At 51.2% G+C, this 20,596-nt stretch carries 13 protein-coding genes; 4 read left to right on the forward strand and 9 right to left on the reverse strand.

Features of this window, described 5'->3' with window-relative positions; genetic code table 11:
* Positions 1–38: 38 nt before the first annotated feature.
* From ABNV41_RS09900 to ABNV41_RS09925, 6 genes are all read right to left on the reverse strand, one after another.
* Positions 39–1,211 (reverse strand): hypothetical protein, encoded by a 1,173-nt coding sequence (locus tag ABNV41_RS09900; RefSeq protein ID WP_408871348.1) that lies wholly within the window; start codon positions 1,209–1,211, stop codon positions 39–41.
* Positions 1,212–1,280: 69 nt separating this feature from the next.
* Complete coding sequence (locus tag ABNV41_RS09905) at positions 1,281–4,361, reverse strand: glycosyltransferase (RefSeq protein WP_050818614.1); 3,081 nt, start codon at positions 4,359–4,361, stop codon at positions 1,281–1,283.
* A gap of 72 nt (positions 4,362–4,433) precedes the next feature.
* On the reverse strand, positions 4,434–6,206 hold the full coding sequence (locus ABNV41_RS09910) for an SEL1-like repeat protein (protein ID WP_050818615.1): 1,773 nt from the start codon (positions 6,204–6,206) through the stop codon (positions 4,434–4,436).
* Positions 6,207–6,254: 48 nt separating this feature from the next.
* Positions 6,255–7,721 carry an HlyD family type I secretion periplasmic adaptor subunit gene (locus tag ABNV41_RS09915; RefSeq protein WP_050818616.1) on the reverse strand — a complete coding sequence of 489 codons (1,467 nt, stop codon included), beginning with the start codon at positions 7,719–7,721 and terminating at the stop codon, positions 6,255–6,257.
* A gap of 4 nt (positions 7,722–7,725) precedes the next feature.
* Positions 7,726–9,981: a peptidase domain-containing ABC transporter gene (locus ABNV41_RS09920; RefSeq protein ID WP_050818617.1), complete on the reverse strand. Its 2,256-nt coding sequence runs from the start codon at positions 9,979–9,981 to the stop codon at positions 7,726–7,728.
* A 182-nt stretch (positions 9,982–10,163) separates the two neighbouring features.
* A complete protein-coding gene (locus ABNV41_RS09925; protein WP_349934642.1) occupies positions 10,164–10,613 on the reverse strand; it encodes a hypothetical protein in 450 nt (149 codons plus the stop codon).
* Between the two features lie 32 nt (positions 10,614–10,645).
* On the opposite strand from ABNV41_RS09925, the gene metH reads away from it, so the two are divergent.
* The 4 genes from metH to purF are packed head-to-tail and all read left to right on the forward strand — an operon-like array spanning position 10,646 to position 16,634.
* Positions 10,646–14,152 (forward strand): methionine synthase, encoded by a 3,507-nt coding sequence (gene metH / locus ABNV41_RS09930; protein WP_050818618.1) that lies wholly within the window; start codon positions 10,646–10,648, stop codon positions 14,150–14,152.
* A gap of 21 nt (positions 14,153–14,173) precedes the next feature.
* Complete coding sequence (locus ABNV41_RS09935) at positions 14,174–14,524, forward strand: hypothetical protein (protein WP_050820278.1); 351 nt, start codon at positions 14,174–14,176, stop codon at positions 14,522–14,524.
* Between the two features lie 51 nt (positions 14,525–14,575).
* Positions 14,576–15,100: a CvpA family protein gene (locus ABNV41_RS09940; RefSeq protein ID WP_050818619.1), complete on the forward strand. Its 525-nt coding sequence runs from the start codon at positions 14,576–14,578 to the stop codon at positions 15,098–15,100.
* Between the two features lie 46 nt (positions 15,101–15,146).
* A complete protein-coding gene (gene purF, locus ABNV41_RS09945) occupies positions 15,147–16,634 on the forward strand; it encodes an amidophosphoribosyltransferase (RefSeq protein ID WP_087651594.1) in 1,488 nt (495 codons plus the stop codon).
* A gap of 81 nt (positions 16,635–16,715) precedes the next feature.
* Here purF and ABNV41_RS09950 read toward each other — a convergent pair whose 3' ends face one another.
* The 3 genes from ABNV41_RS09950 to ABNV41_RS09960 are packed head-to-tail and all read right to left on the reverse strand — an operon-like array spanning position 16,716 to position 20,594.
* Positions 16,716–17,414, reverse strand: coding sequence for a membrane integrity-associated transporter subunit PqiC (locus ABNV41_RS09950; RefSeq protein WP_050818621.1), 699 nt, complete (start codon positions 17,412–17,414; stop codon positions 16,716–16,718).
* A gap of 4 nt (positions 17,415–17,418) precedes the next feature.
* Positions 17,419–19,128: an intermembrane transport protein PqiB gene (locus ABNV41_RS09955; RefSeq protein ID WP_050818622.1), complete on the reverse strand. Its 1,710-nt coding sequence runs from the start codon at positions 19,126–19,128 to the stop codon at positions 17,419–17,421.
* Entirely contained in the window at positions 19,125–20,594 is a 1,470-nt protein-coding gene (locus ABNV41_RS09960) for a paraquat-inducible protein A (protein WP_050818623.1), read from the reverse strand. Before ABNV41_RS09960 ends, ABNV41_RS09955 begins: the two co-directional genes overlap by 4 nt.
* Positions 20,595–20,596: the final 2 nt, after the last annotated feature.

Consider the following 20,596-nt stretch of genomic DNA (forward strand, 5'->3'; position numbering starts at 1 on the left):
GTGCTGCTCAGATCACAAATAAAAACAGGCCCGGTATTTCAACCAGACCTGTCCCTGAATATCTTAACGGCGGGCAGGCTTACGCCCGCGCGCTCCGCCGCGCCCTGTCGTTTTTGGCTTTTTATAGCCTGCTGGGCAGAAGAAGAAGCACGACGAGGCTGAGATTTAGCTGTGCGCCTTACCGGTTTAACCGGAATTTCCTCTTCGATAACTTCTTCTATTTCGTCTTCAAGCTCTGTTTCTTCAAGAAGCTCTGCGGCCTCTTCCAGAACTTCTGCTTCCAGCTCGTCTATCTCTTCTTCTAGCAGGGCCGCCAGATCCTCTGCAGCATTCTGCTTCCGTTTGCGTCCACCACGCTTGGCTTTACTGTCTGCATCTCGCGGAAGGATTTCAACAAGGAACGCTTCCAACGGTGCAAGACTATCAGCTTCTACAGGTTCACCATTCTCAACCGGCCCGATTTTGGTGCCATCGGTAAAGCTGGCTGTAACACGGCAAATGAATTTTTTAGCGGCTGCACCTTTCAGACGCACACACAAACCCAAAATAGGCAGAGCCATGCCACGGCTACCGCAATACTGGCCACCTTCTACCCACGGAGAAAGCCATCCCTTACCCAGAACAGCCTGATACTCAATATCATCCGACTGAATAAGATGCGCTGGTGCGATACCAAAACCTTCAATCCATGCCTGACTACCGGGCACACCCATCCACTCACCCAGCATACCGGTAACATCACCACGCCGCTGAATATGGGCACCAATTTCAGGCTTCTGGACCACAGGAGCTTCTGTCGGCGGAGCTTCTTTAGGAGTAGCAGCCTCAGATGTCACAGGCACCGCAGCAGGTACAGGAACCGGCAGCGGATCAGATTCTGCACTCAGCTGAATCACCTGCAAACGTGGCGCATCATGCCGCGTGTTCATTTCCTGATAAATGGTGATCATCACCTGCGCTGGGCCACGGCGCACACGCACTAAAGCAGCATTGTTTCTGCCACCCAACCAACCGTCTTGCTCAAACGTTACAATCTGAACATTGCCCGGAGCAGAAACAGGAGGAAGAGAAATGCGCACTCCGGGCAACCCGGCAGCAGTTGGTGGCTGCTGCCCTGCTGCATGGCTGATACAGAACAGACCGGTCTGGAGTGTCATCAGATGACCTGTGACTTTCAGATCAGTAATCCGCTGCTGGTTTGCCTGAGACATAAAACCTCTTCCGTCCTAAATTTTCAGCTAAACTGTAAAACAAAAAAACACCGGCAAGTAAAGAAAGAGTTAAGTAAGGGAAAGCTTTCTTTTTTTTGCCATTTCCTTACCCTTTTCCAATAATTTTTCATTCAACTCCTGTATGGAAATACCAAACGGCACCACACTCCCCAAACCTGTGGAACGGATGCGCTCTGCCGGAGCCCCCAGATCAAACGCAACAGCATGTAATCCGGCCTTCCAGATATCTCCCAAAGCAAAACACCATGTTTCCGGCCATACAGATGGCAGGAAAGCAATATCCGCATCTACTGAATGAATTAAGGAAACAGCTTCCTGTTTTTGAAACTGACCGGTTACAAAAATGCGTCCTATTTTTAACAATTTCGCATCATCGCGTGTATGGCCTACAAGCACAAACTCTAACGGTAAATTGCGCAAAACAGCATCTACTGCTGCCTCAAACAAAATATCATAACCTTTTTCAAACCCTATTCCACCAACAACACATACCCGAATACGAGAAACATCGCGCCTAGAACCCTGCGCCAAAAATGCACTTGCTTGTGCCGTTTTGCGGTTCTTTGGTTCTGGGAACTGAAATGTTTTTTTAAAAAAACGATCGTTTTCTAATTTTTTTACCGAAAACTGAACATCAGAAAAATATTTTTGCATTCTCCGCTCAGTATCGTGCGATGGCACAAAAACCTGCTTTGCCTTCTTTAAAAAGATATGTGCCGCTTTACGATAGGCGGCAACGCTAAGCGTGTTATCCACGCGGCGTCCCATTACAGTAACGCAAACTTCGCACGTTGCCTCATCAGGTTCACCGCAATAACGATTTTTCAACCCCATCAATGAAATGCGAGGACAAAACCAGATGTAATCATGCACAAATACATCATAGTCACATTTCAAACGTGCCGGCAGATCCATCACACGCTGATCATGTCCTGTAATTTGATGGAACTCAATCCGCCCAACGCCTTCTGCACGCAAAAGACGCAGAAGAAGCACCATATCTTTAGAAAATGTAAAACATAGGGAAGGATATTTTTCCTCACCCGTTCCATCTTCCAGCACACATCCTTGCTCAGATGGACGTAAGATCAGCGGGCGTATTTTATGCTTACGCCAAAAGGCAACACGCTCCTGCACAACCTTTTCTACGCCTCCGCCAACGGCATGTGTCACCAATAAAACGGCCTGATCTGAAAAATCTTCTGCCCTATCACTTCTGAACCGAACCAGATCAAGACGCCTGCGTTCCAAAAAAAGAGGGTCTGCTTTAATCCATTGTGCAACGTAATCGTGGTAGCCAGGATGCAGTCGTTCCAAAAGTTTTTGGTTTCGTTGCATTAAGGGGTTGCCACTTTCCCCAAACGATCCGCTCCCCACATGCGCCACAAAAACACCAGGGGCAGCTACGTGTTTCCACCCAAGGGCACGGGCACGCATACAAAAATCGTTTTCTTCACCATAACCTTGCGCAAATACATCTTCACGCAACAACCCTGTTTGCTGCAAACAATCATGCCGGATATACATACAAAAGCCGTGAGCAGTAGGCACTTCTACGGTACGGCCTACATTGGCGGCCTGTGCCATTTGCATAAACATAATTGTTTCTTCCAGATCTGGTACCGGGTTTGCACCATTTTTATCTGGATAGGAAAAAATACTGGCATCATTGGAAAAAGGGGTAACTGTACCTGTATCCGGTTCTAGATAGGCAACCTTCCGCAACGCTTCCAGCCACCCTTCTGGTACCAACGTATCGCTATTCAGCAACACAACGTCATGCGCTGTAAGATGGCGTAGCGCCTCATTCACTGCACATGGGAACCCACCATTCTGTGCTCTTTCTAGATAATGGAAACCCGCCTGCTGACAAAAACTCACAACAGAAGTTATCAAATCTGGCTCCGGGGATGCATCATTCACCACCAAAACGTGCGCACCTGCCTTGGGTTTCAAACTTGCTTGCACACTACGCAAACAGGCCAAAGTACGCGCAGCATTTTTAAAAACCGGAATAACAACCGCAACTTCAACTTTATGATCTGAAACTTTTGGCTGTGCTCTTCCTTCTTCTACAACAGGAAGAGGCATAATTTTTGGAATAGATACGCGTATGCGAGATCGTTCTTTGCCTTTACTCTGATCTGCCACGTAGTGTGCAATCTGATTAGCTGCCAAACACAGCATATCTGCATCTATTGGGCTACCTGGCAGATCTTTCCCATCTGGCCCGATTACTCTCACCGGACCTTCTGGTAATGCAGAAAATGGAACAGTGAACGCTCTATATCGCGCTAATGGTTGTTTTGAACTAACAGAATCACAAAAATTTTCTGCGCAAAGTGTTAGAATTTTCTTTCCTGTCTGCGCAGCCAAAACATTCAAAACAGGTGCATTATCGGAATCACGGGGTAACCAGGCCCAGCCCGTTAGCCCTTCCTCTCCCACATCTACTAACCCTTCACACTGAATAATCTTTTGTGGACACACACCTTCATTTGGAAAAATATTGTTCTGTGCAGATACTATGCAAAGCGTATGGGCCTTTTGCCAACCTGAAGGGCAAAACCATGCTCCCTTCTTACGCACTGCTTTCTTTAACTGACCATCGACAACCAGTTGCAAACCTTTTTCTGGCAGGCCCACCCCTACAATTTGGCCATTCCCCTGCACTCCATACCAGCCAGCAACACCATTTAAACGCGCAATAATTGTCGCCTGCTTTTCTACATCTGGGGTGCAAGCATAATCTGTGAGCAAATACCGAAGAGCACGTAAGGCCTGATACCCCACGCCATGCGCCTGCTGTAACGTTGCCAGCAGGCTCCAGCCCTCACGAAAATCAAATTTTTCTAAAAGCTGTTCTAAAAGCTCAATAGCAGCGTCATGATGCCCTACCGCCTGACGCGCCAAAACCAGTGCAAACATAACATGCGGGTTATCACGCGCCTGCCTATTGGCTCTTTCTAACCAATTCCATGCAAGAGCATAAGAACCAGCCTGCCAAGCAGCATTTCCCTGCCTGAAAGATTCTTGTGCCGCAGCACTTGCATATTGTTCATATACTGTTCGATCTGCCTCTGTGACAAACCCCGCCTGCTGACTTTCAGACTGCTTCAGGGTTGCCATAGATGTGCACCTACTCTTTTAAGTATGTCGTCAAAATACAATGTCAGAATCTTGGAAAGTGCACGATCCTTTCTAGGAAGATGCTTGAGTAACTTCCTGATTTCCGATCTTGGAAAGTTCGATACTGGCCTGCAGAACATTCTGTTTTTCTGCTTTACGATACCAAGACCGAGCGGCCTCAATATCCTTATCTCCGCCAATTCCATTGGCCAGATAACGCCCCATCATCAACTGTGCGAGGCTATGACCGCCCTCCGCCGCCTGTTGAAACCATGAGCGGGCCAAAACCAAATCTGCCGGAACATCATGGCCACCACCATACATGGCACCCATAGAAAACATGGCATCTATATTGCCAGATTCAGCCGCTTTTTTGTACCATTGCAGTGCTTGAGGATGATCTTTTGCACCACCTGTTCCGGTAATAAGCAAATGGCCATAGACTAGCTGCGCTTCGGTCATGCCGGATTCAGCGGCCTTTGCCACCCACTCCCGCCCTTCTTGCGGATTACGTTCTGCACCCCGGCCTTCCAGCAGCATACGCCCATACCAATACTGGGCATTCACAACTTTATCTGCTGCTTTACGTATCCACTTAAGGGCTGCTTCCTCATCCTTTTGAGCACCGATCCCTTGAGCAAGCGCAACCCCAACATTAAAGGCAGCCAGAAAATCATTCTGTGCCGCAGCGTTCCGATAACATTCCAGAACTTCCGCTGCCTCTACTGTGGGTACAATACCAGCCAAGGCCAGATTGCCCAATTCAGCCGTAGCTTCTTTATCTCCCTGCTCTGCAGCAATCTTAAACCACTGCGCTGCGGCCTGCGGATCTTTCGGAACCCCCACACCACTAAGATAAATATTGCCCAAAGTGCGGCTAGATGCCGCGTGCCCTTGATCCGAAGCAAAACGATACCAGGAAATCGCTTCTGCATAGTTGGGCGGCAGCTCCCCACCTCGCCCGTGCATATCTCCCAGAATGGCTGCAGCTTCAGCATCCCCTGCCAAAGCTGCACGTCTTAACCACGTTTCACCTCGCACCACATCACGCGCAACACCTTTGCCAGAAAGCAGGGCCAAGCCATATTTTGCTTGTGCTCCACGCACTTTCTTTTCTGCCGCTTTTGCAAAATAGGATGTAGATTCAGGAATATTTTGCGGAACGCCTATACCACGCTCCGCCATAACGCCCATAAGATACAGGCCTGTGCCCATACCACCATCAGCTGCTTTTTTGAGCTCTACAGCAGCCGCGGTATAATCTTCCTGTGTTTTCGCCTTTGCGAGCGCTGCAAGACCAAGCCCTAAATGGCCTTGTACGCACCCCTGAGACGCGGCAGCCTGATACCATTCCAAAGCCTGTTCTGGATTGCGAATACTTTCCGGGCCAGCCGTTAAAACATATCCATACAGAGCCTGCCCATCAGCATACCCCGCCTCTGCCGCACGACGGGCCCACTCTGCTGCTTTAACAAAATCTGGTTCCCGCTTTCTTTGCTCTGTTGGATCGTCAAAAATAGATTTCGGAGTATTTGCATCTATCTCTTGCGGCAAACCGTGCAAATATAGCGTTGCCAGAACAAAAGAAGCCTCAGCCCATCCATTCTGCCCCGCACGACGTACCCAGCGCGCTCCTTCCACCAAGTCTGGTGGCGCCCCCTGTGCCGTAAGATAACATTGCCCAACTAAAAATTGGGCTTCTGCGCTTCCGTCTCGCGCAAGAACAGCCAGCTTGCCAAAGGCATCTGCTGGTTGTTCTTTGAGTTGCGCTTTGGCCTGTTCAAGGCGGGTTTCAATATTTTTACCCGACCTACCAAACGTTTTCTGAAACAGTTTCCAGACCAAATTCTTAACCCTCTATATAACAGAGTATTATATTACACCCTTTACCAATCAGGGTTCACGCATCCCATTTGTCATCAACGGCACAAAGCTATTCAACATATATTGCATGACTGTACGCTTACCAACGCGAATATCTGCCGTAACTGGCATACCAGGCTGCGGATGGAAGAAATTAGGCACACCATGCAATGTATATTTATCTACCCGCAAGCGAACAGTATAAAACGACTTAGAAGTATTGTCTGGCGTAACATCTTCCGAACTAGGCCCACTACTGCCACCTGATACAAATGAATCTGCACTAATGGTTTTAACTGTTGCTTCGGCACCGCCATATTGCTGGTAAGGAAAAGTCGCAAACTTTATCTGCGCCTTATCTCCAAGCCGTACAAAACCAACATCCTGCCCAGACATAACGGTTTCAATTTCCAACCCTTTCCCTACAGGCACAAGGGTCATAATTTTTTCTGCCGGAGTAACAACAGACCCAACGGAAATTTTAGCTATATTCAGGACAACTGCATCTTCATCAGCTTTCAGTGTCACCATGCTGCTATGTAAAATAGCTTTTTGATAAGCACCCTTTGCTTCTGCCAGCTTATGCTGTGCCGTTATCAAATCTTTATAAACTTCGGCCTTCCAAGTTTGAATATAACCTTCTTTTTCAGAAACCGCAGCTGCCAACTTATTCCGTGTAGAAGCTGCCTGTTGCTGAGCTGAAATCTGTGAACGTTCAACTTCCATCAACTCATTCTGAGCACTTAGAGTAGACAGACGACTTCCGACCTGATCCTTCTGGAGCTCCATGCGCATTTTATGAACGTCACCGGCCACTTTGGCGCGCGCAGCATACATTGCTGCGTTTGCAACATATCCCTGCAAATCGCTCTGCAAACTGGCAATCTGTTTATTATAATTTTCAACTTTAGCGTTAAATTCCGCCATACGCCGCAAATAGGCCTCACCCTGTGGTAACGCAGCTATATTGCCCAGATCAGGCTTATAATCCTGCCCGTTAGCTTCTGCCGTAAGGCGATCCACTTCAGCTTGATACTGATCCATCTGGCTTTTCAGATTGTCACTATCTGCGCCTGTTTGCGTAGGATCAAGATGCGTTAAAACATCGCCTTTATGAACAAAATCTCCTTCCCGCACATCAATCGAGCGTATGATTGATGTATCCAAAGGCTGGATCACAAGCGAGGGTTCACTCGAAATTAAACGACCCGAAGTGGAAACAATACGATCAAGCGGAAAGACCGTCATCCCTACCAAAGAAAACAGTATCATCCCACCAATAACCCACACAATATACTGCGCACTGGGGGTGGGTGGCATATTGACCAGTGCCGCTGTAGGAGAATGAAACTCTAAAAGCGCAATGGGCGTGTCACCTTGCGCGTAAGGATCATCAGCTTGCTTAAGAAAATCATCTGTAGCGGGCATTACAGAGTTCTGCTGATTTTCATCAGATGAGCCGCCATTAGGCACGATCCGTGTATCCTGTTCGCTCATGGAACTACTCCCCTTCCGCGATCAAAGATGCACCTTCAGAAGAAGCGCGTCCTTCTGTATGCCGGTTTTGCTGCATCCAAAGTGTCCGATAAATATCACATCGTTCAAGCAGAATATTATGGGGTGCAATATCTGCCACTTCCCCTTGATCCATCACACAAATCTGATCACAGTTCACGAGAGAAGAGAGACGGTGCGAAACAATGACCATAGTACGGCCTTGACCAATCCGCTCCAGATTGGCGTTTACCAACGCCTCACTTTCTGGATCCAGCGCAGACGTTGCTTCATCCAAAATCATCAGTTTAGGATCAGTAATGACGGCACGTGCAATAGCAAGCCGCTGACGCTGGCCACCAGAAATGTTGGTTGAACCTTCTTCAATGAAGGTTTCATAACCTGCAGGCATCCGTTCAATAAATTCTTCGGCTCCGGCCATTCTGGCTGCATGCACAACATCATCAATCGTAAGCCCGGGGCGGCCAGCCGTAATATTTTCGCGAATGGTACCGCGGAACAGGAAGTTATCCTGCAACACCACACCAAAAGACCGGCGCAAGTGGGTCAGATTGATTTCACGTAAATCAACACCATCCAGCTTAAGATAACCTGTGTAGGACCGGCTAACCCCTTGCAACAGACGGGTAATGGTAGATTTACCAGATCCGCTTCGCCCAACAAGCCCCAGCATAGTGCCCGCTGGCACCGAGAAGTTGACGTTTTTCAAAGCCAACTGAGTAGATCCAGGATAGGAAAAATTAACGCCCTCGAAAGATAGTGCCCCTTTAATACGCGGGCGCATCCCAGTCGTAAGTGCCTTCGTTTCTGTTGGTTGATTTAGAACCGATGAAGCTTCCCCTAGTGATGCCATAACTTCGTTAAAGTCATCCATGAGCCTTGCCAAACCAACCAACGGAGAAGCAACGCGTGCCCCAAGCATCATGAACGCAACAAGCCCCCCCATTCCCACGGAAGAAGGGCTCACAAGCGCCAGATATGCACCCACCAAAATAATGCCGCGACTGATAAACAGATCAAGCGGCATGACTATTGTTTGGACCCAGTTTGAAAAACGCCCTACAGCAAGTTTCCAGCGAATAACCTCTGCTGTGGCATCATCCCATGCCTGTTTACGAATAGGCTCCAAAGCAAGCGTTTTCAGAGTACGGATACCAGCCACGCTTTCATACAGGATAGCGCTTCTGTTCCGATCTGCAGCAAGTTGTTGTGTCATGAGCTTGGCAAGTGGGTTCATGGCAACCACAACGACCAACCCAATAAGACCGGCACAAGCAACTGTCATCCAAGCGAGCGTTGAGCTGAGCATAAAAAGGAAAGGCAGAATAACAACGAGCGTAAACATATCCAGAGCAGTGCTCATCAACCGCCCGGTCAGAAAATCTCGCACTTTATAGATGGCTGTCACGCGCCCAAGCACATTCCCTGCCTGCTGGCGTTCAAAATATTCCAACGGTAAAGACACAAGGCGGCTAAAAAGATGTAACGAAATGCGAGAATCAATACGTGTTGTCAGCACCATAGACAGCTCACGCCGCCCATAACTGATAAGTACCTCGTATAGTGAAAATATAAATAACAACCCAGAAATTGAAATCAGCGTTGATATGGAGTGGTAACCCACCACTTTATCAACCACCTGCATAACAACAAGTGGTGGAAAAATCTGCAGCACACTCAGCGTCATGGATGCGATACCAATATCGCGCAAAGAGCGCTTTTCACGCAGCACCATTTGGGCCAGCCATCCGAGACTGACCGGAGCATCCGCTTCCGATTCCCCCTTACGCCGCTTGATAAGAAGAATATCACCAGTCCATATCTGGGAGAGGCGCAGTTCATCTACCGGCACAGCTGCTACAGCTGCACCTTTAAGCGGATCCTGCAACCATACGACCCCACGATCTGGTGTCGCATTCACCATCAGCGCCGCGGAACCGTCCCGGAACATCAGAACAATCGGCGGAGAGTTGGTCATCTTGACAAGATAACGCCACTTAATCCGCACGGCCTTTGCGACAGCACCCTGATCTTCTAACCAGCGCACTAATGTTGCAGGGGATGGCGTATCCTCTCCTGGCTCCGCTGCAAAATCACGGATGTCCAGTTCCAGACCATGATATTTAGCAGCCGCGACAACAGCTTTTAACCGGATGACAGGCGCAGAAACAGGAGCTCCCTGACCGCGATCTGTATCTGAAGGAGAACCGGCCTGTTCCGGCACATGATCAGTCTGGTCCACGCACAACCCTTTTGGTTAAACCAACTTAACAATACAGCGTAACGCACAAATACAGCAGATACGTTCCTGCCCGGCACATGCGCCGTTATGACAGGAGAAGACACAGTCTCCAAGTTTTTCTGTGTAGGTTATTGCAAAATATGTAAAGAAAACTGAGTAGTAATAAAGGCAGAAAATTAACTTTAACCGGCAAATTTATAAAAAGAATTTAAAAATCCTTCTTTCTTCAACCGGTTCTGCACGCGTTCTGCTTCATTTTTGCAACATATAATCCACACAGATTGATAAGGTGCACAGCGGCCTAAAACGCTTTCCTGAGCGCGCGCCAGCAAAAATGCCGATAAGCTGCCTTGCCCGGTACAGCATACACAATGCGCAGCATGATGCCCTACTTGTCCATTCCAGTGCCAAACATGACACCACTCTGCATTCTGTTCTTGCGTTATTTCTGTATTAACAAATAAAAGTGCATCTTCTTGCTGATCAGGCTTCGTATCCGGCACTGATGTACAAATATGAAGTGTAATCCGCCCGTCTCTCGGCTTTACGCTCTGTTCCATAAGGCTAGTGGACATATGAGCTGCTCTCTGGAATAACGTGAAGCCTTGTGCTTTGCGGTGTTGGGAAAGCACCCTTCCCTTTCCTTTTATATTTTATGGTCGCCATGTCTTCTCGTCTGCCCCTTCTTGATGCCCTCCGTGATCAGGTTCTGCTTTGTGATGGAGGCATGGGCTCACGTATCCAGATGCTGGACCTAGATGTCCAGCGTGATTACTGGGGGCAGGAAAACTGCACCGAAATTCTTACGCTCTCACGCCCGGAACTTATCCGTGAAATCCACCGCGGTTATTTTGAAGCTGGCGCAGACATGGTGGAAACCAATACGTTTGGCGGCTCCCCCATCACACTGGGCGAATTTGGGCTGACAGACAGAACGCGTGAGATCAACAAAAACTCCGCCATATTGGCGCGTGAAGCTGCAGAAAGCTTTGCCGATGGCCGCACCCGCTATGTTCTGGGCTCCATGGGCCCCGGCACAAAACTGCCCTCTCTGGGCAATATTGATTACGATAGCCTTGAAGCAGCTCTGGCAGAGCAGGCCCGCGGCCTGATTGAAGGCGGTGTAGACGCAATCCTGATTGAAACCTGCCAAGATACCCTTCAAATCAAGGCAGCTGTAAACGGCGTAAAGATTGCACGGAAAGAACTGGGCACCAAAACCCCGATTTTTGTGCAGGTTACCGTAGAAACCACAGGTACCCTGCTGGTAGGGCCGGACATTGCTGCGGCAGCCACCGTTATTCATAGCCTTGATGTGGATCTGATGGGCCTGAACTGCGCCACCGGTCCGCAGGAAATGGCCGAGCATGTGAAATGGCTGTCTGAAAACTGGCCACGGCTAATTTCCGTGCAGCCCAATGCGGGCTTGCCAGAACTGGTAAATGGCCAGACCCATTACCCCCTTACACCCGCAGAAATGGCCACATGGGTTGAGCGCTTTATTACAGAAGATGGCCTGAACCTGATTGGCGGCTGCTGTGGGACCTCCACCCCGCATACAGAAGCTCTAGATGCCATGTTGCGCCGCCGCGCAGAAGGAACAGGCCGCCTACGCCCTGCCCCTGTGCCGCGCACATCTGTATGGGTGCCTTCTGTTGCCAGCCTTTATTCTCAAGTGCCCCTCCGGCAGGAAAACGCCTACTTCTCCATTGGGGAACGTTGTAATGCCAACGGCTCCAAAAAATGGCGTGAACTGCAGGAAGCACATGACTGGGATGGGTGTGTAACCGTAGGGCGTGAACAGATTCGTGAAGGCTCCAACGCACTGGATATCTGCACAGCTTTTGTAGGCCGTAACGAACGTGCAGAAATGGATGAAGTGATCAAACGCTTCACCTCATCCGTAAACGCACCTCTGGTAATTGATTCCACCGAAACGCCGGTTATTGAGGCTGCCCTCAAGCTGCACGGCGGCAAACCCATCATCAACTCCATCAACTTTGAAGATGGCGAAGGCCCTGCATCAGACCGCATGGAGCTGGCCCGCAAGTTTGGTGCCGCTGTTGTTGCCCTGACGATTGATGAAGAAGGCATGGCCCGCAAGCCGGAAGACAAGCTGCGCATTGCCAGCCGTCTTGTAGAGTTTGCCTGCGAAAAATACGGTCTGCCACAGTCTGACCTGATGATTGACCCCCTCACCTTTACCATCGCTACCGGTGCGGAAGATGACCGCAAATTGGGGCAGTGGACACTTGAGGGCATTAAAATGATTCGGGATGCCTTCCCGGATATTCAAATTGTGCTCGGCCTTTCCAATATCTCGTTCGGGCTAAATCCGGCTGCACGTGCGGTGTTGAACTCAGTCTATTTGGACCATGCCGTTAAGGCGGGCATGACAGCCGCCATTGTGCATGTTTCCAAAATCCGCCCGCTGCACCTGATCGCCCCCGAAGAGGTAAAAGTTGCGGAAGACCTGATTTTCGACCGCCGCACAGAAGATTACGACCCACTGCAAACGCTTCTGGCCATGTTTGCAGATCGTAAGGCGGCAGATGCGGTACAGCGGAAACGAGCAGAAACAGCAGAAGAACGCCTGAAAGACCGTATTGTTGATGGGGATCGGAAAGGGCTGGAAGCAGACCTTGACGAAGCTATGCAAAACATGGCCCCGCTGGACATCATCAACACCGTTCTGCTGGATGGCATGAAGGTGGTTGGAGAACTGTTTGGTGCAGGCAAAATGCAACTGCCTTTCGTGCTGCAATCTGCCGAAACCATGAAAGCCGCTGTTGCCTATCTGGAACCGCATATGGAGCGGATAGATGGCCAGCAGCGCGGCACAATCGTGCTGGCTACGGTTAAAGGGGATGTGCACGATATCGGCAAAAACCTTGTGGATATCATCCTCACTAACAATGGGTACCGCGTTGTCAATTTGGGCATCAAAGTGCCTGTGCAGGACATGATTGAATCTGCACGCAAGGAAAAGGCCGATGCCATTGGCATGTCTGGCCTGTTGGTGAAATCCACTGTTATCATGCGCGAAAATCTGGAAGAAATTTCCCGCGCTGGGCTGGATACACCTGTCTTGCTAGGCGGTGCGGCTCTTACCCGTAACTATGTGGAAGAAGATTGCGTTGCCGCCTATGCGCCTACAGGCCGTGTAGCCTATGCGCGTGATGCCTTTGATGGTCTGACACTTATGGATCAGATCAGCCAGAATAAGTTTGATGATTATCTGGCCGCCATCCAGAAACGGCGCGAAGGCAAAGCCACGCGCACCAACGCCCGCACGCCAGAAACAGCAGAAACACGCGGCTTTGGCCCCGTTGATGTTGCTGCGGCCCGCGCACGGCGTGAACGCCTGACAGCAGATGAACCGCCCATGGTTCCGCCATTCTGGGGTTCTCGCGCTCTGGAAGCTACGCCAGAAGCCGTTCTGCCGTTCCTGAACGAACGCGCGCTGTATCAGTTCCAGTGGGGCTTCCGTAAACAAGGCCGCTCCCTGGATGATTTCCTGGTATGGGCACGGCAGGAACTCCGCCCAATCCTGCGCCGGATGCTGGATCTGACGGCCAAAGAAAACATTCTCAAACCGCAGGCTATTTACGGCTACTGGAAAGCTGCCGGGGATGGCAATGATCTGGTGCTGTTTGAAGAAGACGGCACAACCGAAGCCTGCCGCTTTACGCTCCCACGCCAGCCAAAGGCCGATGGTGAATGTATTGCTGACTTTGTGCGCGATATCTCAGAGCCAGAACGTGATGTTATCGGCCTGCAGGTTGTCACTGTCGGCCAGAAAGCATCCGACATCGCCCGTGATTGGTTTGAAGAAAACCGGTACCAGGATTATCTGTATCTGCACGGTCTTTCTGTTGAAATGGCCGAAGCCATGGCCGAATACACCCATAAGCGTATCCGGGCAGAACTCGGCTTTGCTGGGGAAGATGCGCGGGATATGGAAAAACTGCTTCAGCAGGGATATCGCGGCTCTCGCTATTCCTTCGGGTATCCGGCCTGCCCACGACTGGAAGATCAACACCCCATTCTAGCCCTGCTAGACGCCGAGCGTATTGGGGTTTCCTTAACAGATGGAGATCAACTCCATCCAGAACAGTCTACCTCCGCACTTGTTATTCTCAACAAGCACGCAAAATACTTCACAATCTAATACCATTGACCAAGGGTGAAGATGCAGCGCATCATTCACCTTATGGTTACTTCACCCCCACCTGCCTCTCCTCCAGCCAGCGCCGCGCTCAAGCGGCTCTGCCGGCAGGTCGGGCTCCATGCCACAAACTGCACTGCCGCGTTTATAGATAACCGGGAGCAGGATATTGTGCATGAAAGCGCGTTGTTTCTGCAAACCCTGCACAAATTGTGGGAAAGCCAGGATGTTGATCCGGCCGAAGTATGGACAGAACTGCTGCGTAGGCTGGAAGTGGCAGAGCTGTTGATGAAGTTGAATCAACCGCCGCATCGGAAAAAAAGAAATGGCAAGGTTATGCGCCCTTGGCGCGTTACCACCAGCAAGCTGCCATAAAATACAGAAGCGCATGACAGGTCGCTCATTCATTGGCATAAAGCCTGCCTCATGGCTGCCATAGATGCCCTTTCCCTGCTGATTATTGGCCTGTCTGCCCTGCATGGTGCTTGGCGAGGGTTCACCCGGCATGCGCTCGGCTTTGTAAGCTGGGGCATTGCCATTGTGCTGGCGCTGCGTTTTCATGCAGCTTTTCTGCCTTTTGTGCAGCGCTTCATCACTTCCCCAACCGGCGCACAGATAGGCTCCTTTGCTCTGCTACTGCTTGGGGTATTGTGCGCGGGTTATGTGCTTTCTGCTGCCATTGTCCGAATCGTTAAAGCTACACCCCTGGATGCGCTGGATCGGTTACTGGGCCTGCTTTTTGGAATTGTGCGGGGGATATTTTTGGTGGTCGTGCTGTTCATGGCCGCACAATGGTTACTACAACCCCAAGACATGGCCGCCCTGACAGAAGATAGCCGGCTTACCCCTTACATCCGGCTCGGCGCATCCCATATCCAGCCATATCTACCGGATTTAAGCGCAAAAGGGGTTGCGCGGAATCCTTCTACAGGTCATGACGCCACCTTGTGATCCCATACGGCCAGTTTCTGACCTTCTGCGGAGGCCCTGCACGCTTATGCTCGCCCATCCCACGCCGTCTGCTTCCTTGCCTGATCCACTGACACTGGATGATGATCATCCACACGAAGAATGTGCTGTCTTTGGTATCTGGAACGCTAAGGATGCTGCTCCCCTTACCACTCTGGGTTTGCACGCCCTACAACACCGCGGGCAAGAAGCCGCCGGTATTGTCTGTTTTGACCCGCAGGAACGTCGCTTTCACTCTCACCGAGGCCTAGGCCTTGTCAGTGATGTGTTTGCAGATTCCCGCGTTATGGCTACGCTTAAAGGCACACGCGCCATTGGCCATAACCGTTACGCCACAACAGGCGCTACGCTGCTCCGTAACGTACAGCCGCTGTTTGCTGAATTTGCGTTTGGCGGCTTGGCTGTGGCCCATAACGGCAACCTGACAAATGCCGACACCCTGCGGAGCGAACTTATCCGCCGCGGTTGCCTGTTCCAGTCCACCACGGATTCGGAAGTTTTCATCCATCTGATTGCCATTTCTCTTTACGCAACAGTGGAAGACCGGCTGATTGATGCGCTAAAACGGGTAACCGGCGCGTATTCATTGGTTGTGCTGTCTGAAGATGCCCTCATCGGTGTGCGTGACCCCATGGGTGTGCGCCCGCTGGTGCTTGGCAAGCTGCCTTCCGAAGATGGTAAAGAACCCTCTTGGGTTCTGGCATCCGAAACCTGTGGTCTGGACATTATCGGCGCAGAATTTGTGCGTGATGTGGAACCGGGCGAACTGGTTGTGATTGATGAAAACGGTATCCGCTCCCTGCGCCCGTTTGGTGATACACACCCGCGTTTTTGCGTGTTTGAATACATCTATTTCGCACGCCCTGACTCTGTTCTGGAAGGGCTGCCTGTTTACGAAGTGCGTAAGCAGATTGGCCACGAACTGGCGCGTGAAAGCCACGTAGAAGCCGATGTGGTGGTGCCGGTGCCTGATTCCGGCGTGCCTTCAGCTATCGGTTACGCTGAAGCCAGCGGTATTCCGTTCGAACTTGGCATTATCCGCAACCATTACGTGGGACGCACCTTTATCGAACCCACAGATCAGATCCGGCATTTGGGTGTGAAGATGAAACACTCCCCCAATCGCCCAATTCTGAGCGGTAAGCGCGTTATTTTGGTGGATGATTCCATTGTGCGCGGCACCACATCCCGCAAGATTGTGGATATGGTACGGGCTGCAGGGGCAACAGAAGTGCATATGCGCATTTCTTCCCCACCCACTCGGCATTCCTGCTTCTATGGCATTGATACGCCAGAACGCAGCAAATTGCTGGCAGCCCAGAACGATCTGAAAGCCATGGCAGAACTGATTGGCGTGGATAGCCTTGCCTTTATTTCGCTGGACGGTTTGTATCGCGCCATGGGTTACAAAGACCGTCAGGCAAGCGATGCCCGCTATTGCGATGCCTGCTTTACGGGGGACTACCCTATTCCCCTGATCGACCATGATGCTGAGTTTGGCCCAGGCACCGCCTGAGGCCAGCTTATGACCAAATAAAAAAGCGGCCAAATTGGCCGCTTTTTTTGTAACCTTCACGCACCACAGTTTAGAGCGATATCATCCGTGCTGTGCTTTCTTGCGCACAATGGTGTGCCGCCCGGTGGATTGACCAGAAGGAAGCTGACGTAGCTGCTGGGCAGCAACATCCGCCAACTGGCCCAGCAACTGGCTTAACACCTGCACCATTGGCATGGTGGCACTGGCCTGTGTGCCCTGCAGTGTAAAGTTCTGCATATAATACTGCTCATCCTTGCCAGGAGCACCAGCTGATGCGGGCTGGATGGAAAGCGTGGCATCCAGCTCCACATTGCCAGACGGACCGGTTGAGAAGCGACTAATGGACATATCCACATAGGCTTCCGGCTCAGTCGCCACGGTATCATTCTCTACAAACACGCCTGTGCCCGGCAGGCGCTGTGCCAGATCACCCGCCATAACGCGGCTGATCTGGGCTGGCAGGGAATCGCTCCATGCATCAGCAGAAGAGACTGTAAGCTTATAGCCGCTATCTGCCGTAACAATCCGGTCTCTATCCAATCCAGATGCCACCGTAGGCAGGCGCACTTCTACAAAGCGTGGCCCACCTGGCTGCGGTTGGCCGGGCGTAACCGCCAATGTGTAAAGTGATGGGCTCCCGCCAGAACAGGCCGTGAGCGTAAAAGCCATAACACCCAGTCCGGCCACCCCGCTCAGGCGGAGCAACATACGCCGGTCAAGACGGGTGTTCATGGGCTTGCAAGAAACAGTTTGCGTCATGATCTTATCGTCCTGAAAGCAGCGCAGAAGGATGGTTGGTCAGGAAATCTGACAGGAACCGCAGGGAGCGCGCTGTCTGCCCCAACTGCACCACCATGGATTGCAGATTCCGATGGAAATCACTGTTACCGCCATAACTGGCCAGCAGGCGGTTGGCATTCTGCAGGGTTTGATCAAGTTGCTGTGCCATTTCTGGCAGACGCTTGCTCAATGGTGCCATACCATTGCGTAGATCATGCGTAAGGGCCTGCAGGTTCTGCATGGAATTGCGCAACCCAACCAGAGATTGCTTAACTTCCGGGCTAACCAACGTCTGATCCGCATGGGCCAGCAGATTATTGGCGTTTGTGCCAATCTGTTCAAACGGCATAGCCGCCAGACGAGACGTAATCGTGGACAGCGAATCCATAATTCCGCCCATACCACCGGCTTGGCTTGGAATAACCAGCGTAGGACCTTCCATACTGGTTGTGGCCGGTGCGGGGTTCTTGATGAAGTTCAGGGAAATCATCCCCTCACCCGTCAGGAAGCTGACACTGTCTGTTGAGGCACGCAGGCCATTCGCCACCAGAGTGCGGAACATATCTGTCAGATTATTATTCCGCAGTTCAGCCGGAGACAGCACGCGTTCAGGCTGAACTTCCATACCAATACGCACACGCGGGTGCCCCGGGTTGGAGCTTAGATCCAGCTTCACGCTGGTCACATTCCCCACCTGGATCCCGAACATCGTCACCTGGCTGCCAACATCCAAACCTTTGACAGAAGACATCACATAAGTGGCAAGTGGCACGCGCTCACGGTAGCCTGCGTTATCTGCATCTTCATGGGTGTCATACAGCTTGAAAACTGTGTTGGCCGGAGCTTCTGATGCTGGATGTAAACGACTTTCTGCAACAGGCGGCAGACCAAAAGCCACGCCACCAGAAAACAACGCCTGCAAGGATTGCAGCTGCACCTTAAGACCACCTGCACCAAACCCAACCTTAACACCAGAAACGTTCCAGAAACGGGAATTGGTGTTCAGATAATGATCGTAAGGTTCGCGCACAAAAATCTGGATCAGCACAGGACCGCGCCCACCAGGTGGCATGGTGTAACCCAGCACTTCCCCCACATCCACATCACGGAAGAAAACAGGTGCCCCTTGCCCGATAGACCCAATATTGCCTGCTACCAGCGTATAAATACGGCCGGGTTGATCTGAACGCACACCTGGAGGAGCTTCCAGCCCCTCAAAGGTTGTGGTGCGTTTGCCTGCGGGGTGACCATCCTTGTTCAGCCCCGGGTCAAACGCAATATACGCGCCAGACATCAGGGTTTCCAAACCAGTAATGCTGGCACCATTGATACGTGGACGCACAACCCAGAAACGGCCGCTATCCGTGAGCATATCATTCGTACCCTTGTTCATACGGATACGCACTTTGACATGCCGCAGGTCATCAGTCAGCGAAACACCTTCCACCGTGCCCAGAACCACAGATTTATTTTTGACCTGTGTCTGGCCGCTGGTCAGGCCATCGGCTGTATCAAATACAACGGTAATTTCTGGTCCATTGTCCATAAAACTGCGCCAGACCAAAAAGCCCGCAATCAGCACGGAAACAATGGGAATAATCCAGATAATGGAAAACCGAATGCGCCTTACCAGAGCATCCTGAGCACTTTCCCCTTCTGGAGGAGAGAAATGATTATGACTGTGTCCGTTCACGCCCTGTCCGGCTCCATGTTGTCCCAATGTGCAGCGGCCTCAATTTTTGCCGGACAATTTTGCCCGGCATCGGCTGGGGCCGAATCACCGTTTTTGCCCGCTGCATCCCACATCAGCCGAGGGTCAAATGCATGCACTGCAAAAATTGTCAGCACCACAACAGCGGCAAAACATACCACACCGCCATTGGCGCTAATGCTGGCCATACTGCTAAAGCGCACCATGGCCACCAGAATGGAAACCATGAATACGTCAATCATAGACCAGCGCCCGATAACATCTACCAGCCTGTAAAGTCTGGATCTGGCAGCCAGATTTCGTGCAGAATGGTATTTGGTACTGATCACCATAAACATCAGCCCGATAATTTTAAGAACGGGCACCAGCACACTGGCAAACAGCACCAGCAGGGAAAGCGGTATCATGTTGCTTTCCCACAGCTCTATGGCCCCTTCAACAATGGTGTGCCCCGTACCTGCACCCAGCCGAATAACGGTCATAACTGGGTAGATATTGGCGGGCAGATAGAACACCACAGCGGAAACAAGCAGTGCCACAGTGCGGGCAATGCTATCTGGCTTGCGTTGGCGCAGCACATGGCCGCAGCGAGGACAGAACCCTAACGGGGCTGTTTGATCCAGCTTTTCATCAAACAGCAGCACGGCAGAGCAAGATAGGCAGGATACCATATGGCTGGCTGGTGGCATTTGGTCACTTGGGCCTATTTCCTCGCAGGATAGGCGTACACGCTGGTTATCCATACGCCGCAAGCTGGTATCTGTTTGCCGGCGCCGCCAAATGAGCTCCGTATCCAACGTGGCATCTGTGGCAGACATGGTAACCATAAGTGAGGCGACCAGAAAGACCGCAGCCCCTACCTGCACATAAGCCATGTCTGACAGCTTGGTGTAGGCCACAAAAACGCCCAGAATATACACCTCCACCATCGACCACGGGCGCAAGCGTTCATACCATTTAAGAAGGTGCGGCACCCAGAATGGCAACTTGGGCTGAAGCGCGCCAACCAGCACCAGCATCATCATGCTGATTACAAGCCCAGGCACAATAATGGTGGCTATGGCCACCAACACGCCAATTTCGCCCCAGCCTTCATGCAGCAATTCTATCGGGCCGGTAAGAATATCTACGGTTCTCTCTCGCCCATACAGATCCAGCATCATCAATGTGGAAAGTAGCATGGCCAGATAGAGAGACGCCGAGCTGATACAAAAAGCTAAGGGTGTTGCTATGGGAGAAGTGCGATTGCGCCGATCCAGCAATTGCCCACATCGGCAGCAACGGGCCTGTGTTCCGGGTTTAAGTTCTGACAGGTGCTGGTAATGACCACAGCAAGGGCATTCCACAATTCCCTTCACAAGCCGAACATGCCGTTTTTGATCAACCGGAACATTCTGCCCGGGATTAAGGGCCTCCCGCACCAAGCCAAATAACTGCGACATGTTCATAC

Origin of the sequence: Acetobacter sp. A11-2 (assembly GCF_040208445.1) — a bacterium.
Classification (GTDB): Bacteria; Pseudomonadota; Alphaproteobacteria; order Acetobacterales; family Acetobacteraceae; genus Acetobacter; species Acetobacter oryzoeni.

Coding starts and splice junctions, on each gene's coding strand:
- ABNV41_RS09900 (WP_408871348.1), bottom strand. CDS start 1,211: ATGTCTCAGGCAAACCAGCAGCGGATTACTGATCTGAAAGTCACAGGT.
- ABNV41_RS09905 (WP_050818614.1), bottom strand. CDS start 4,361: ATGGCAACCCTGAAGCAGTCTGAAAGTCAGCAGGCGGGGTTTGTCACA.
- ABNV41_RS09915 (WP_050818616.1), bottom strand. CDS start 7,721: ATGAGCGAACAGGATACACGGATCGTGCCTAATGGCGGCTCATCTGAT.
- metH (WP_050818618.1), top strand. CDS start 10,646: ATGTCTTCTCGTCTGCCCCTTCTTGATGCCCTCCGTGATCAGGTTCTG.
- ABNV41_RS09935 (WP_050820278.1), top strand. CDS start 14,174: ATGCAGCGCATCATTCACCTTATGGTTACTTCACCCCCACCTGCCTCT.
- ABNV41_RS09940 (WP_050818619.1), top strand. CDS start 14,576: ATGGCTGCCATAGATGCCCTTTCCCTGCTGATTATTGGCCTGTCTGCC.
- purF (WP_087651594.1), top strand. CDS start 15,147: ATGCTCGCCCATCCCACGCCGTCTGCTTCCTTGCCTGATCCACTGACA.
- ABNV41_RS09950 (WP_050818621.1), bottom strand. CDS start 17,414: ATGACGCAAACTGTTTCTTGCAAGCCCATGAACACCCGTCTTGACCGG.
- ABNV41_RS09960 (WP_050818623.1), bottom strand. CDS start 20,594: ATGAACATGTCGCAGTTATTTGGCTTGGTGCGGGAGGCCCTTAATCCC.